At 70.8% G+C, this 14461-nt stretch carries 16 protein-coding genes; 7 read left to right on the plus strand and 9 right to left on the minus strand.

Annotation, left to right across the window (positions count from 1 at the left end):
- Positions 1–111: 111 nt before the first annotated feature.
- The 6 genes from mshC to Ate02nite_RS44575 form a co-directional block, all read right to left on the minus strand.
- Positions 112–1350 carry a cysteine--1-D-myo-inosityl 2-amino-2-deoxy-alpha-D-glucopyranoside ligase gene (gene mshC / locus Ate02nite_RS44550; protein WP_203814040.1) on the minus strand — a complete coding sequence of 413 codons (1239 nt, stop codon included), beginning with the start codon at positions 1348–1350 and terminating at the stop codon, positions 112–114.
- 59 nt (positions 1351–1409) lie between these two features.
- Positions 1410–1622 carry a hypothetical protein gene (locus Ate02nite_RS44555; protein ID WP_203814041.1) on the minus strand — a complete coding sequence of 71 codons (213 nt, stop codon included), beginning with the start codon at positions 1620–1622 and terminating at the stop codon, positions 1410–1412.
- A gap of 122 nt (positions 1623–1744) precedes the next feature.
- Positions 1745–2560, minus strand: a complete 816-nt coding sequence (locus Ate02nite_RS44560; protein ID WP_203814042.1) for an SCO1664 family protein — start codon at positions 2558–2560, stop codon at positions 1745–1747.
- Entirely contained in the window at positions 2557–3162 is a 606-nt protein-coding gene (locus Ate02nite_RS44565) for a DUF3090 domain-containing protein (RefSeq protein WP_203814043.1), read from the minus strand. The genes Ate02nite_RS44560 and Ate02nite_RS44565 overlap by 4 nt, the downstream gene beginning before the upstream one ends.
- Positions 3163–3258: 96 nt before the next feature.
- Positions 3259–3942, minus strand: a complete 684-nt coding sequence (locus Ate02nite_RS44570) for a histidine phosphatase family protein (RefSeq protein WP_203814044.1) — start codon at positions 3940–3942, stop codon at positions 3259–3261.
- Positions 3942–4994 (minus strand): LLM class F420-dependent oxidoreductase, encoded by a 1053-nt coding sequence (locus tag Ate02nite_RS44575; RefSeq protein WP_203814045.1) that lies wholly within the window; start codon positions 4992–4994, stop codon positions 3942–3944. The genes Ate02nite_RS44570 and Ate02nite_RS44575 overlap by 1 nt, the downstream gene beginning before the upstream one ends.
- Before the next feature lie 133 nt (positions 4995–5127).
- On the opposite strand from Ate02nite_RS44575, the gene Ate02nite_RS44580 reads away from it, so the two are divergent.
- Positions 5128–6123 (plus strand): aldo/keto reductase, encoded by a 996-nt coding sequence (locus Ate02nite_RS44580; protein WP_203814046.1) that lies wholly within the window; start codon positions 5128–5130, stop codon positions 6121–6123.
- A gap of 34 nt (positions 6124–6157) precedes the next feature.
- Positions 6158–6349 carry a DUF5703 family protein gene (locus Ate02nite_RS44585; protein WP_203814047.1) on the plus strand — a complete coding sequence of 64 codons (192 nt, stop codon included), beginning with the start codon at positions 6158–6160 and terminating at the stop codon, positions 6347–6349.
- Here Ate02nite_RS44585 and Ate02nite_RS44590 read toward each other — a convergent pair whose 3' ends face one another.
- Together Ate02nite_RS44590 and Ate02nite_RS44595 are read right to left on the minus strand one after the other, a co-directional pair.
- Positions 6350–7021 carry a hypothetical protein gene (locus tag Ate02nite_RS44590; RefSeq protein WP_203814048.1) on the minus strand — a complete coding sequence of 224 codons (672 nt, stop codon included), beginning with the start codon at positions 7019–7021 and terminating at the stop codon, positions 6350–6352.
- A 31-nt stretch (positions 7022–7052) separates the two neighbouring features.
- Positions 7053–8360, minus strand: coding sequence for a M20/M25/M40 family metallo-hydrolase (locus tag Ate02nite_RS44595; RefSeq protein WP_203814049.1), 1308 nt, complete (start codon positions 8358–8360; stop codon positions 7053–7055).
- Positions 8361–8414: 54 nt separating this feature from the next.
- Here Ate02nite_RS44595 and Ate02nite_RS44600 point away from each other — a divergent pair, with 54 nt between their 5' ends.
- A complete protein-coding gene (locus Ate02nite_RS44600) occupies positions 8415–8996 on the plus strand; it encodes a hemerythrin domain-containing protein (protein WP_307873304.1) in 582 nt (193 codons plus the stop codon).
- A 100-nt stretch (positions 8997–9096) separates the two neighbouring features.
- Positions 9097–10092, plus strand: coding sequence for a LysR family transcriptional regulator (locus tag Ate02nite_RS44605; RefSeq protein WP_203814050.1), 996 nt, complete (start codon positions 9097–9099; stop codon positions 10090–10092).
- 13 nt (positions 10093–10105) lie between these two features.
- On the opposite strand, the gene Ate02nite_RS44610 is transcribed toward Ate02nite_RS44605, so the two are convergent.
- Positions 10106–12613 carry an ATP-dependent Clp protease ATP-binding subunit gene (locus Ate02nite_RS44610; protein WP_203814051.1) on the minus strand — a complete coding sequence of 836 codons (2508 nt, stop codon included), beginning with the start codon at positions 12611–12613 and terminating at the stop codon, positions 10106–10108.
- Between the two features lie 102 nt (positions 12614–12715).
- Between Ate02nite_RS44610 and Ate02nite_RS44615 the strand changes: the two genes are divergently transcribed.
- The 3 genes from Ate02nite_RS44615 to Ate02nite_RS44625 all read left to right on the plus strand — a co-directional run.
- Positions 12716–13093: a PIN domain-containing protein gene (locus Ate02nite_RS44615; RefSeq protein ID WP_203814052.1), complete on the plus strand. Its 378-nt coding sequence runs from the start codon at positions 12716–12718 to the stop codon at positions 13091–13093.
- A gap of 9 nt (positions 13094–13102) precedes the next feature.
- A complete protein-coding gene (locus Ate02nite_RS44620; protein WP_203814053.1) occupies positions 13103–13252 on the plus strand; it encodes a hypothetical protein in 150 nt (49 codons plus the stop codon).
- Positions 13253–13307: 55 nt separating this feature from the next.
- Positions 13308–14461: MFS transporter (locus Ate02nite_RS44625; protein ID WP_239148163.1), on the plus strand; the 1154-nt coding region annotated here is incomplete at its 3' end.

Below are 14461 nucleotides of genomic sequence, written 5' to 3' on the forward strand. Positions count from 1 at the left end.
GGACCGGGCGACGCGGACCGGGCGACGCGGACCGGGCGACGCGGACCGGGCGACGCGGACCGGGCGACGCGGACCGGGCGACGCGGACCGGGTGGCGCCCGGTCGGTGGGGCTAGAGGCGGATGCCTAGTAGGGCGTCTACCGTTTTGGACATTGTGGCTGGGGAGGACTCGTCTTCGCCGGTGGCGGTTAGGGCGGCCTCGCACCAGGCGTCTACTACGGCCAGGGCGGCTGGGGTGTCCAGGTCGTTGGAGAGGCTTTCGCGGACTGCGGCCAGTAGGCCCTCGCCGGACGGGCCGGTGGGGGCGGCTGCCGCTGCTCGCCAGCGGGCCAGGCGGTCCTGGCCCGTCTTCAGGACGTCGTCGGTCCACTCTCGGTTGGTTCGGTAGTGGCCCGACAGCAGGCCCAGGCGGACTGCCATCGGGTCTACGCCGTCGCCGCGCAGGCGGGAGACGAAGACCAGGTTGCCCTTGGACTTTGACATCTTTTCGCCGTCCAGGCCGATCATGCCGGCGTGCACGTAGTGGCTGGCGAACGGCTCGGCGCCGGTCAGCACCTCGGCGTGGGCCGCTGAGCACTCGTGGTGGGGGTAGAGCAGGTCGTTGCCGCCGCCCTGGACGTCGATCGTGTCGCCCAGCAGGCCCAGGGCGATGGTGGCGCACTCGATGTGCCAGCCGGGGCGGCCTGGCCCCAGGTCGCCGCCGTCCCAGGCGGGCTCGCCGTCGCGGGCGCCTCGCCACAGCAGCGGGTCGAGCGGGTCTCGCTTGCCTGGGCGTTCCGGGTCGCCGCCGCGCTCGGCCGAGAGGGTGGTCATCTCGGCGCGGTCCAGGTTTGACTCGTAGCCGAATCTGGGGGCGGCGGCGATCGCGAAGTAGACGTCGCCGGTGCCGTCGTCGAGGGTGTAGGCGGCGCCCGAATTCAGCAGCTCGCGGACGTGCTCGGCGATGGCGGGGATCGACTCGACGGCGCCGACGTAGTGCGCCGGCGGGATCATGCGCAGGGCTTCCATGTCCTCGCGGAAGAGGGCCGTCTCGCGCATGGCCAGGACCACCCAGTCCTCACCGTCGCGGGCCGCTCGCTCCAGCAGCGGGTCGTCGATGTCGGTGACGTTCTGCACGTAGTTGACGTCGAGGCCGGCGTCTCGCCACGCCCGGTTGACCAGGTCGAACGTGATCATGGTGGCCGCGTGACCCAGGTGGGTGGCGTCGTAGGGGGTGATGCCGCAGACATACATCGTTGCGGTCTTCCCGGGCGTCGTCGGCTCCACCGCCTGACGGGCCGTGTCGAACAGCCGCGGCGCCGCCGCGTCACCCGGCAGGGTCGGCACGTCGTGCCCGGTCCATGCGTCCATGGTCAGAAGCCTATCGAGCAGGTATGACAGAAACGGCGGCCGTGAGGTTTACCTCACTGTCACAAACCGAAGTGCGCCATCACCAGGGCGGCGGTATCGGCGGGCGACAAATCCGTATTGTCCACGCGGAGGTAGTCCGGGTTGCCGGCGAACTCATCGATCGAGTTCAGGCGGTGGTCGGCGTCCAGGGCCAGGAGCAGATCGCGGGAGCGGGCCACGTCCCGCTTCGAGGGCTTCTCGGCCAGGCGCCACTCGTGGTCACTGGCCGCCACCTCGGCACGCGGGGAGGGTAACGGTTTTGCCGGGCGGGCCCGCCCGGCGCGGGCGCGCGGAGGGTGGGCTGCAACCAGCCGGGGCTGTGGCGGCGGGACTGGGGTAGGGCGTATTTATATCTTTAGACCGGAGGCCATGGGATGGCCGGCCAATCCTGGGGTGGCTTGGGGAAGCGGCTGGAGCGCTGCAGGCGGCGGATGCGCAGGCGGATGTGCTGGACCTCGGTGACCGTGAGGTGTTCCTCCAGGCTTTCGCCGAGTGAGCCGTCCAACTCGGCGGCCAGTTTGGCCAGGATTTCGGCGGCCTCGCCGATCAGCGGCTTGCCGGTCCAGCCCCAGAGGACCGTGCGCAGCTTGTTTTCGATGTGGAAGCTGACGCCGTGGTCTACGCCGTGGATCGTGCCGGTCGCGGGGTAGAGGACGTGGCCGCCCTTGCGGTCGGCGTTGTTGATGATGGCGTCGAAGACCGCAAGGCGAGCCAGGCGTACGTCGTCGGCGTGCGCCAGCGCGAAGGCGTCGCCGTCGTCGTCGCGGGCGTTCGCCACCGCTATCCAACCCTGCGGAACGTCGTAGGCCGGGACGAAACCGATCAGTGACTCGGCGTCGTCGGGCTCGTCGATCCAGAGTTGCAGGGCGCCGGGGCCAAGCGGGCCGTCGCGCAGGATGGTGGGTGGAACGACGTCCCAGCCGGTGACCTGGGAGACCAGGAACGCGGAGACCTCGCGGCCGGCCAGCGTGCCGTCCGGAAAGTCCCAGAGTGGGCGTTCGCCGCGGACCGGCTTGTAGACGCAGCGGCGGGTCAGGCCGTCCAGGGTGATCTCGGCCCGCAACGTGGTGTTGGAGGCGTCGACCAGGCGGCCCTCGATGTCGATCTGCCCGCGGCTGAGCAGTTCAATGGCGTCACTCTCCGCCAGGGCGGCCGCGGGCTCGGTGGTCACCGGTGGTAGCCGTTGTGCCGGGGGCAGAGGTGGCCGGCGGGGTCGAGCGGCTGGCCGCAGAGTGGGCACGGCGGGCGGCCGGCGGCGACCACCCGGCGGGCCCGGTCGATGAACGCCCTGGTCGCCTCGGGGCTCAGGCGAACCCGCAGGCGGTCGAGGTCGTCGTCGGGCTCGTCGTCGTCCTCGTCATCATCGTCGTCGTCGTCATCATCGGTGTCGGGGACGTCGTCGCCCAGCTCGATCTCGACCTCGGCCTCACCGGCCTCGATCGCCTCGATGACCACGGTGCCGCTGTCGACGTCGAAGGCGAGACCCAGCGTGCCGACGCGGAATTCCTCGTCGACGGGGGTGTCGAGCGGCTCGTTGTCGTGGCCGGCCAGGATCGGCGCGTCGGGGAGGTCGACGCCGAAGCGTTTGTTGGCCTCGACGAGCAACTCCTCGAGCTTCTCGGCGAGGAGCGACACCTGCACTTTTTCCAGCGCGACGCTGATCACCCGCCCGGACCCGCGGGCCTGGAGGAAGAACGTGCGGTCGCCCGGCTCGCCCACCGTGCCGGCCACGAACCGCTCGGGCGGCTCGAACGAGTGCACCTGGTGGCTCATGCGGGCAAGCCTATCGAGCCTCGCGCGGGATCGCGCACCCTGCGTGCCCCGGTTCGCCGAGGGCGCAACGGACACCCACCTGCGGTAACACGTCGGTCACACAGCGCCGCTGGCGGCTCCGCCGCCGACCGCGGCGTCCGAGTCGGTGGTCGCGCTTTTGGGGGGTACGAGGGTAGCCAGGTCACCGCCTTCGTTGACCCGGACGACGAACGGCCTGGTCGGCGTGTACCGGATCACGCTGATCGAGGCGGGATCGACCGCGATGCGCTGGAACTGGTCGAGGTGCAGGCCCAGGGCGTCGGCGATGATGGCCTTGATCACATCGCCGTGCGAGCAGGCGAGCCAGAGCGCCTCCGGGCCGTGCTCTTTGGTGATCTTGGCGTCCCAACGCCGGATCGTCGCGATGGCTCGTGCCGACATTTCCGACATGGCCTCGCCATTCGGAAATGTCACGGCGCTGGGATGCTGCTGGACGACCGGCCAGAGCGGGTCCTTCGACAGCTCTTTCAGCTGCTGGCCTTCCCAATCGCCGTATCCGCACTCGATCAGGCCGTCGTCCTCGGCCACGTCAGCTTGTGGCAGGGCGATTTCTACCGTATTGCGGCATCGCTTGAGCGGGCTCGACACCACCGCGGCCAGCGGCAGTGCACGCAACCGCTCCCCCGCCCTCTCGGCCTGGCGGCGGCCCGTCTCGTCCAGGTCAACCGGCCGGCGGCCGGCGAGCTCGCCGGAGGCGTTGGCCGTCGTGCGCCCGTGCCGCAGCAGTAGGACGGTGGCCACTACTCGGCCACCCCCGACTCCTCGTATGCCTCGGCCACGATGCGCAGGGTGTCGATGCCGCTCTTCAGATCGCCGACGTACGGGCTGATCGAGAGCGTGCCGACGCCGGCCGCGGCGTACTGCTTGAGGCGTTCCTTGACCTGGATCTTGTTGCCGATGATCGAGGTGCGTTCGATGAAGTCCTGCGGGATCGCCTCGGCCGCTTCCGCCTTCTGGCCGCTCAGGTAGAGGTCCTGCACCTTCTGGGCGGCCTCGGCGTAACCCATCCGGACCGCCAGCTGGTTGTAGAAGTTCTGCTCCCGGCTGCCCATGCCACCGACGTAGAGCGCCGCATAGGGCCGGACCACGTCGGCGCACCAGGCGAGGTTGTCGCCGATCACGACCGGGACGGTAGGCGCCACGTCGAAACCGGTCAGGCCCAGGCCGCGCTTGGCCCGGCCGCGCTCGATGTGCTGCAGGTATTCGCCGGCGGCGTCGGGCGCGAAGAAGATCGCCAGCCAGCCGTCGGCGATCTCGCCGGCCAGTTCCAGGTTCTTCGGGCCGACCGCGGCCAGGTAGATCGGGATCTCCGTGCGCGGCGGCCGGAAGCCCAGCTTGAGGGCCTTGCCGGGGCCGTCCGGCAGCGGCAGCGTGTGGAACTCGCCCTGGTAGGAGACCGGCTCGCGGGCGATCGCCATCTTGACGATGTCGACGTACTCGCGGGTGCGCTTCAGGGGCTTGGCGAACCGTACGCCGTGCCAGCCCTCGGAGACCTGCGGGCCGGAGACGCCCAGGCCGAGCCGGAACCGGCCGCCGGACAGCGCGTCGATGGTGGCGGCGGTCATCGCGGTCATCGCCGGGGTACGGGCCGGGATCTGCATGACCGCCGCGCCCAGGTCGATCTGCCGGGTCTGGCCGGCCACCCAGGCCAGCATGCTGACCGCGTCCGACCCGTACGCCTCGGCGGACCAGGCCACCGCGAAGCCGAGCCGGTCCGCTTCCTGGGCCATCGCCAGATGATCGGCAGGCGTCGTCCACGCCGCCTGATATCCGAGGCTGATTCCGAGCCGCACGTGTCCTCCAGGGTTTTACCGGTCCTCCTTGCGAGCCTATCCACCCACACTGCGTAGTTTCCGTCCGGTAACCGACGCGGTTGACCTGGGCCGGAGCATTTCGCTACGGACACAGTGCGAATAAGGTTCACTCGTGCAACAGCGACCGCTCGGCCGAAGCGGGCTGGCGGTCTCCCGGCTCGCCCTCGGCACCATGACCTGGGGACGGGACACCGATCCCGACGACGCGGCCGCCCAGCTCAAGATCTACCTGGAGGCCGGCGGCACCACGCTGGACACCGCCGACGTGTACGGGGACGGCGACGCCGAGTCGGTCATCGGCTCGCTGCTCGACCACCTGGTGCCACGCGACGAGGTGGTGATCGCCACCAAGGCCGGTCTCACCCCGCACGGTTACCGCCGCCGCGACGGCTCCCGGGGCAACCTGCTGCGCTCGCTCGACACGTCGCTGCGCCGGCTCGGCACCGACTACGTCGACCTGTGGCAGGTGCACGGCAACGACCCGCTTACTCCGCTGGAGGAGACGCTCGCCGCGCTCGACCACGCGGTCTCGTCAGGCCGGGTTCGCTACGTCGGCGTGTCCAACTTCGCCGCCTGGCAGACCGCGCGGGCCGCCACCTGGCAGGCCGCCTACCCGGGCCGGGCGCCGATCGTGGCGGCCCAGATGGAGTACTCGTTGCTGGAACGCGGCATCGAGCGGGAACTGCTGCCGGCCTCGGCCGCCCTCGGCGTCGGCGTGCTGGCCTGGTCGCCGCTCGGCCGCGGGGTGCTGACCGGCAAGTACCGCAACGGCCGGCCGCTCGACTCGCGGGCCGCCACCGAGCATTTGGGCGCGTTCGTCCGCACCTATCTGGAACCGCGCAGCTCCAGCATCGTGCAGGCGGTGGTCACCGCGGCCGCCGGACTAGGGGTGTCACCGCTGGAGGTGGCGATCGCCTGGGTCCGCGACCGGCCGGGGGTGGCCGCGCCGATCCTGGGTGCCCGCACCGCCGGTCAGCTGCAGGGCGCGCTGCTGAGCGAGGAGCTGACCCTGCCCGCCGAAATCGCCGACGCACTCGACGATGTGTCGGCCATCGACGTCGGATATCCCGAGCGTGAGGGTGTCGGCTACCCCATAGAACAGGGCTAGCCGACCGGTGGATCGTGGGCGCATATTAGATGCCATGGACTACGAATACGCGCCGTTGCGGTTGCCTTCGAATGTCGATCGGTTGACCGCGACGGCGCAGCTCGCCATTCAGGCGGAGTTCTCCGGCTGGGAGCTGGCCCGGGTGCAGCTGTTTCGGGACGGCACCCGCAAGGTGATGCTCCGCCGCCGCGTTCAGCCCAACCCCCAGCCGGGACTGTCTTACTGACTAGTGGTTGTGCCCGGCGTGGTCCTCTTCCTCATCCGGGAGGAAGGGGTGCTCGTCGAGCCTGCCCACCAGCAGGTCACCCTCGCGGGGGGCGAACGGGCCGTCGCCGTCCGAGTCCTCGAAGGCCTCGAGGTCGAGCGGCTCGGCGATCTCGCTCACCGTCAGCAGGCCGTCGAGCGGCTCGAGCTCCGGAACGTCGAGCGACGACAGTGAGCCGTCACCCGCCTGCAGCAACTCCAGCACGGCCTCGCCGACCGACTCGACCGCGCCGGCGTCCTCGTCCTCCGGCACCGTGTTGCGCCGGGCCGCGTCGGCCACCCGCAGCAGGGCGGCCACACTGGGCACCCGGTAGTCGCGGCGCTGCCGCACAGAGATCACCTGCGGGTAGGGGTCGGCCGACTCGGCCGCGTCGAAACCGTCGGCGCCCAGGCCGAAGCGCTGGTCGGCCTCGTCGGGGTCGATCGACTCCACGTCCCACGGCGTGACCTCGCCGAACGCGTCGAGCAGTTTCTCGTCGTACGCGAACGACGCGTTGTTCAGGTCGACGTACGCCTGCCAGACGTTGTCGTCGTCGATGCGGCCCGCGGCCGCCTTGACCGCCGCGAGATGCGCCTTGGCGGCCTCTACGACAGCCTCGAGGGCGGCGTCGAGTTCCGCGTTCTGGTCGCTCATCTATCGGGTCCTTCCGGGAAAATACGAAGAATCAGCTGTTACGTAGCAGACGGTCCAGCACACGCACGCCGAACTCTAGTCCCTCCACCGGAACGCGCTCGTCGATGCCATGGAACAGCGCGGCGAAGTTCAGCTCCGGGGGAAGGCGCAGCGGCGCGAACCCGAAACAGTTGATGCCGAGCGTCGCGAACGCCTTGGCGTCGGTGCCGCCGGACATCAGATAGGGCACCGTCCGGGCACCCGGGTCCTCGGCTCGCAGGGCCGCACCCATGGCGTCGACAAGCGCGCCACCGAACTCGGTCTCCACCGCCGGCTGCTGCTGGATGTGCTCGATCTCGATGTCCGGCCCGATGATCTCGCGCAGCTCGGCCAGGAACGACTCGGCCTGCCCCGGCAGGGTGCGGCAGTCGATGGTGGCCGACGCCTTGCCGGGGATCACGTTGTCCTTGTAACCGGCTTCCAGCCGGGTCGGGTTCGCGGTGTTCCGGATGGTGGCGCCGATCAGGTTGGCGATCGGGCCCAGCTTGGCCACCGCGATCTCCGGGTTGTCCGGGTCGAGGTCGATGCCGAGCGCGTCGCTCACCTCCTGCAGGAACCGCCGGACGGTGGGCGTGACGACCACCGGGAACCGGTGCCGGCCGACCGCCGAGACCGCCTCGGCCAGCGCGGTGACCGCGTTGTCGTCGTGGATGAACGAGCCGTGCCCGGGCCGGCCGGTGGCGTTCAGCCGCAGCCAGTTGAGGCCTTTCTCGGCCGTCTGCACCAGGTAGAGCCGCAGGTTGTCGTTGACCGTGTAGGAATAGCCACCGACCTCGCCGACCGCCTCGGTGCAGTCCTCGAGCAGGTCGCGGTGCTTCTGTACGAGGTACTGCGAGCCGAACTCCATGCCCGCTTCCTCGTCGGCGGTGAAGGCCAGCACGATGTCGCGGGGCGGGACGTAGCCGGTGCGCTGCCAGTCGCGGACCACGGCCAGCATCATGGCGTCGAAGTCCTTCATGTCGATCGCGCCCCGGCCCCAGAGGAAGCCGTCCTTCTCCTCGCCGGCGAACGGCGGCACCGACCACTCGGAGGCGTCGGCCGGCACCACGTCGAGGTGGCCGTGCAGCAGCAGGGCTCCGCGGCTGCGGTCGGCGCCGGGGATGCGGGCGATCAGGTTGGCCCGTTTCGGCGCGGACTCGTGCAGGACGGAACTGATGCCCACTTCGTCGAGCTTCGCCGCCACGTATTCGGCGGCGACGCGTTCCCCGACCGTGGTGCTCGGGTCGCCGGTGTTGGTGGTGTCGATGCGCAGCAGGTCACGGCAGATGCCGGTGACCTCCGCGGCGGCGCTGGTCTCCATCGCCCCTTCATACCAGCAGTTTGATAAATCATCCGGTCGGGTACCGCCGGTGCCGTGTCCGCACTGAATCTTCCCCCGCTCCCGCCGGTCGGCGGCGAGACCACCGGCCGCAACGTCGTCGACGTCCTGAACGAGCAGCACCGGGACCTTCTCGCGCTCAGCGCGCGGATGGAGGAAGAGCCCGACGACAAGCGGCTGACCAGCGTTCTGATCGCCGAGCTGTCCCGGCATCTGTCGGCCGAGGAGCAGTACCTGTATCCCGCCATCAAGCAGGCGGTGCCGGGCGGCGAGGACCTCGCAGCCCGGGAACTTGCCGAGGATCACACCCTGCTCGTCCTGCTGAAGCGGCTCGACCGGGGCGAGCCGGCCGCCGCCGAGGTGGCCGAGGCGGTGCGACGGCACGTGGCCGCCGATGCCGAGGAGCTACTCCCGGTACTGATGCAGATGGTTCCGGTCGAGGATCTGATCCGGGTCGGTAACCGGGTGGAGACGGCCGCCGAGGCCGCGCCGACCCGCCCGCACCCGGCGACGCCGTCGGCTCCGCCGTGGAACAAAATAGTTGATCCGGCCGTCGCGGTAGTCGATAAATTACGCGATGTCGCCACTCGCCGGACCACCTACATCGGCGATTTGTGATGTTACCGGCCGGTCCGGTAACCGCTTTGTCACATGTCGCCGATCTTTCGGCAGGCCCGAGGGCTAGCCTTCGATGTCTTGAAGGTCCTAACGTCACGCTATGAACCTGGAGCTCCGGCATCTCAAGGTGGTTTGCGCCATCGCGGAAACCGGCAGTGTGACCAAGGCTGCGTCACAGCTCGGGCTCGCCCAGCCGGCCTTGACCGCACAACTGCAACGCATCGAGCGCACCCTCGGGGGTCCTCTGTTCGAGCGTGACCGCCGCGGTGCGCGGCCCACGGCGCTCGGCGAACTCGTACTGTCTCGTGCCCGGGTCCTGCTGCCGGCCATGAAAGGCCTGCAGGACGAGGCGGCCCGGCTGGCCGGGGCGACCGACAGCGAGACCATGAGCCGGTACCGGATCGGGGCGCTCGGCGGCCCGATCCTCGGCGGCATGGTCTACCGGCTGTCCATGGCGCAGCCCGACGCGCAGATCACCACCCACGCGTCGTACTACGTGGAGGAACTGGCCACCATGCTGCAGGGTGGCAAGCTCGACTACGCCCAGGTGGGGGTGTGCGGCGACGCCATGCCCGCGGCCGACTACGGCCTGGTCTGGCAGACCGTCGCGGTCGACGCGGTCTGCGTGCTCATGCCCGACGACCACCCCGGCACCAAGCAGATCGACGTCGACCTGGCCGAGCTGGCCCACGAGCAGTGGGTGGGCAGCACCGGCGACGGCTGCTTCGCCGAGTGCTTCGCGGCGGCCTGCGCCCGGTCCGGCTTCACCCCGCGCCGGGTCCTCGAGACCGACGTGCGCGGCTGTGTCGACATGGTGGAGTCCGGGCTCGCGCTCGGCCTGTGCCAGCCGACGTTCCGGCCGCCGGCCGGTCTGACCTCCCGGCCGATCCGCACCGCGCCGCTGCGCTGGCGGCAGGTCATCGGCTGGCACCCGGAGTCGCCGGCCGCCCGCAGCGCGCCCAAGCTGATCGAGATGGCGGTGGCCGCCTACCAGGAGGTGGTCTCCCGCAATCCGCTCTACGTGGAGTGGACCAAGGAATACCCGCACCTGGGCGGCGGCTCGGTGGAAAACATGACCGCGCTCAGCATGAGCTGAGCGCGGCCCTCCATCAGACGTCGAACGTCAACCGGCCGTCGGCGACGTCCACCTTGACCGTCCGGCCGGCCGTCAGCTCGTTGCTGAGCAGCAGCTTCGACAGCCGGTTGTCCAGCTCACGCTGGATGGTGCGGCGCAGCGGCCGGGCGCCGAACTCGGGCTGGAAGCCCTTGTCCGCCAACCAGTCGACGGCCTCGGTGCTGATCTCCAGGGTGACGTCCTGCGCGTGCAGCCGGCGCCGGGTCTCCTGCAGCATCAGCTCGGTGATCTGCCGCAGCTGGTCGGTCTCCAGCTGCCGGAAGACGATGATCTCGTCGATCCGGTTGATGAACTCCGGCCGCAGCTGCTCCTTGAGCCGCCGGTCGAGGCGGTCCCGCAGTTCCTCGTCGGCCTTGTCGGAGTCGAATCCGGCCCCGAAGCCGACGCTGCGCCGGGTCCCGCTGATGATGTCCGAGCCGATGTTGCTCGTCATGATCAGCACGGTGTTCTTGAAGGACACCGTGCGGCCCTGGCTGTCGGTCAGCCGGCCGTCGTCCAGCACCTGCAGCAGGACGTTGAACACGTCCGGGTGCGCCTTCTCGATCTCGTCCAGCAGCACCACACTGTACGGACGGCGGCGGACCGCCTCGGTGAGCTGCCCGGCCTCGTCGTAACCGACGTATCCGGGCGGGGCCCCGACCAGCCGCGACACGGTGTGCCGCTCCTGGAACTCGCTCATGTCGAGCCGGATCATCCGGTCCGAGTCACCGAACAGCGCCTCCGCCAGCGAACGCGCCAGCTCGGTCTTGCCGACCCCGGTCGGGCCGAGGAACAGGAAGCTGCCCACCGGCCGGTCCGGGTCGCCCAGGCCGGCCCGGGAGCGGCGAACCGCCTCGGCGACCGCCTCGACGGCGTCGTCCTGGCCGACCACCCGGTCGTGCAGGTGCCCCTCCAGGCGCAGCAGGCGGTCCCGCTCCTCCTCGGTGAGCTGCGAGACCGGGATGCCGGTCGCCCGGGAGACCACCTCGGCGATGTCCGCCTCGGTGACCTGCGGAATGCCGGTTTTATCCGACACGGCCCCCTCGAGTCGCGCGCGGATCGCATTCATCTCGTCACGCAACGACGAGGCCTTCTCGTAGTTCTCCGCGGCCACCGCCTGGTCCCGGTCGCGCGACAGCTGCTCCAGCCGCCGCTCGTCCTCGCGCGTGTCGGCCGACGGGGTCTTGACCCGCAGCCGCACCCGCGCGCCGGCCTGGTCGATCAGGTCGATCGCCTTGTCCGGCAGGAACCGGTCGGTGATGTACCGGTCGGACAGCTCGGCCGCCGCGTCCAGCGCCGCGTCGGTGATCCGCACCTGGTGGTGCGCCTCGTAGTTGTCCCGCAGCCCGCGCAGGATCGCCACGGTGTCCTCGACGCTCGGCTCGCCGATCAGTACCGGCTGGAACCGCCGGGCCAGGGCCGCGTCCTTCTCGATGTACTTGCGGTACTCGTCGAGCGTGGTCGCGCCGACCACCCGCAGCTGGCCCCGGGCCAGCGCCGGCTTGAGCATGTTGGAGGCGTCCATGCCGCCGCCCTCGCCGCCGCCACCGCCCGCACCGACCAGGGTGTGGATCTCGTCGAGGAAGACGATCAGGCCGTCCCCCTCGTTCTGGATCTCGTCGATGACCTTGCGCAGCCGCTCCTCGAAGTCGCCCCGGTAGCGGGTGCCCGCGACCAGGCCGGCCAGGTCGAGCTGGATGACCCGCTTGCCCTCCAGGGTCAGCGGCACGTCACCGTCCACGATGCGCTGGGCCAGGCCCTCGACGACGGCGGTCTTGCCGACGCCGGCCTCGCCGATCAGCACCGGGTTGTTCTTGGTGCGCCGGGACAGGATCTCCACGGCCTGCTCGATCTCGTCGGCCCGGCCGATCACCGGATCGATCTCGCCGCGCCGGGCCATTTCGGTCAGGTCCACGCCGTACTGCTCGAGGGTGGGGGTTTTGCCGTTGCTGGTGGGGCTGGCGGCGCGGGCCGCGGGCTGCGGCTCACCGCCGGACAGAGCCTGCGGGTCGAGCTTGCCGGCCAGCAGCCGGCCGGCCGCCGAGTCGGGGTTGAGGCCGAGCGCCATCAGGATGTGCTCCGGCCCGATGTAGGTGGAACCCAGCGCCCGGGAGATCTGCAGGCTGTCCAGCAGGGCCCGCTTGGCCTGCGGGGTCAGCGCGACCTGCTCGGGCGGGTTCTCCCGCACTCCGGCCGGGCGGCCCAGCGCGGCGAGCAACGAATCGGGGTCGGCTCCGGCCCGGCGGACGGTCTGCTTGATGCCGTCCTGCTGGAGTGCGCCCCACAGCAGGTGGTCGGTGTCCAGATCGGCGATGCCACGGTCCGGGTCGGCGAGCTCGGCGGCACGGCGGGCGGCTGCGGAGAGCACCTCACGAGCGTCGCCGCTCATGTACTTCGTAATGTCTATGCGCTGCTGCCGGCGCGGCTCGGCCGCCCCGAAGAACCGCGAGAACAGGTCGTCCCAGTTGTCCGGGCCACCCGGCCCGATCGGTCCGATGCTCATAAGTCTTCTTCTCTCCTGGTACGTCCTGACCTTATTGCTCCCGGGTCAGCGCCGCGGCCGACTGGATAATTCCCCGAAGTTGACACGGGTAGGCTCAACTTCATGACCGTACCTCTGGTGATCGTCGACGGGGCCAACGTCGTCGGATCCGTCCCCGACGGCTGGTGGAAGGACCGGGCCGGCGCCGCGATCCGGCTCCGCGATCGCCTGTCGGCGATCATCGCCGACGGCCTGCCTGACCTGCCCGGACCGGTCGAGGTGACCCTGGTGGTGGAGGGCCGGGCGAAGGACATTCCGCAGGCCGGGAACGGGGTCAAGGTCGAGAGCGCGCCGCACTCCGGCGACGACAAAATCGTTGAGCTGGTACGGCGGGAAGCCGACCGCCGAGTAATCGTCGTCACCGCCGACCGGGGCCTGCGCGACCGCGTCCAGTCGCTCGGCGCCGAGGTGCGCGGGCCGTCCTCGGTGCCCCGGCGTTAAGCTGTCGCGGTGACCACCCCACCGCGCGGCATCACCTGCCACCAGCCGCCGTGGGCCCGCCGAGTGTCGGCGGCGGCGATGCTGATGCTCGCCCGGTGGGTCACGCCCGATCTTCCCCTCTACGGGAACGACCACGACCGGGCCGACTTCGCTCCCTGACCGCTGGCTGCTTCAGCGCGTCCCCCTTTCCTTCTCATCGCCGGGAGCGATGTTCATGCCCGCTGCCTCCACCGTCCTGCGCGCGCCCCAGGTGCCGCTCGTCCTGATCGCCAGCCAGGTGGGCCGGCTGCCCACGGCGGCCGCACCCCTCGCCCTGCTGCTGTTCGCCCGCCAGTCGGTCAGCCTCGCCATGGCCGGCATCGTGGTTGCCGTCTTCACCGCCGGCATGGCGGTCACCGCCCCGCTGCTGGCCCGCGGCATCGACCGCTGGCGGCAGCCGCCGGTGCTCTACGGTTCGGCGTCGCTGTCCGCCGTCGGCTACCTGATCGCCGCCCTCAGCGCCGGCCGCCCGGTTTTCCTGCTGGCCGGTGCGGCCCTGGCCGGGATGGGCACGCCACCGCTGGAGGCCTGCCTGCGGGCACTCTGGCCGGACCTGGTGGCGGCGGCCGACGTCACCGCCGCGTACGCCCTGGACATCGCCCTGCAAGAGGTGATCTTCGTGGTCGGCCCGCTGGTGACCTTGGCCGCCGTGGCTGCGGCTGGCCCGGCGGCCGCGCTGATCGTGGCCGCCGTCCTGCAGCTCGCCGGGGTCGCCGCCTTCGTGGCCGCCCCCGCCACCCGGCGCTGGCGCGGCCAACCGGCGCACCGGCACTGGGCCGGCCCGCTGCGGGTCCCCCGCCTGGCCACCCTGGTGCTGGGGATCGCCTGCGTCGGCGCCGCGGTGGGCAGCATCCCGGTCGTCCTCACCGGTTATGCCGAGGCGGCCGGCGACCGGGGCCTGACCGGCTGGTTGCTGGCCTGCCAGGCGCTGGGTGCCCTGGTCAGCGGCCTGCTCTACACCCGGGCCAAGCCCGGCTCGCTGCGCCGGCTCCCGATGCTGGCCGCCTGCTTCACCGTGCTCTATCTCCCGCTGCTGCTGGTACCGGCCCCCGGCCTGATGTACCTGCTGCAGTTCATCAGCGGCTTCGGCCTGCCCCCGCTGCTGACCGCGGCGTTCCTGGCCGCCGACCGGCTGGCCCCGCCCGGCACCGCCGTCGAGGCCTTCGCCTGGATCTTCACCGCCTTCACCGTCGGCAGCGCCACCGGCGCCGCCCTGGCCGGCCCCCTGACCGACGCCACCATCCGCACCGGCTTCGCCTTGGCCCCGCTAGCCGGCCTCCTGGCCATCACCGCCATGGCCGTCACCGCAGGCCGCCGCCCACCGGCCGA

This window comes from Paractinoplanes tereljensis (assembly GCF_016862435.1).
Lineage (GTDB): Bacteria > Actinomycetota > Actinomycetes > Mycobacteriales > Micromonosporaceae > Actinoplanes > Actinoplanes tereljensis.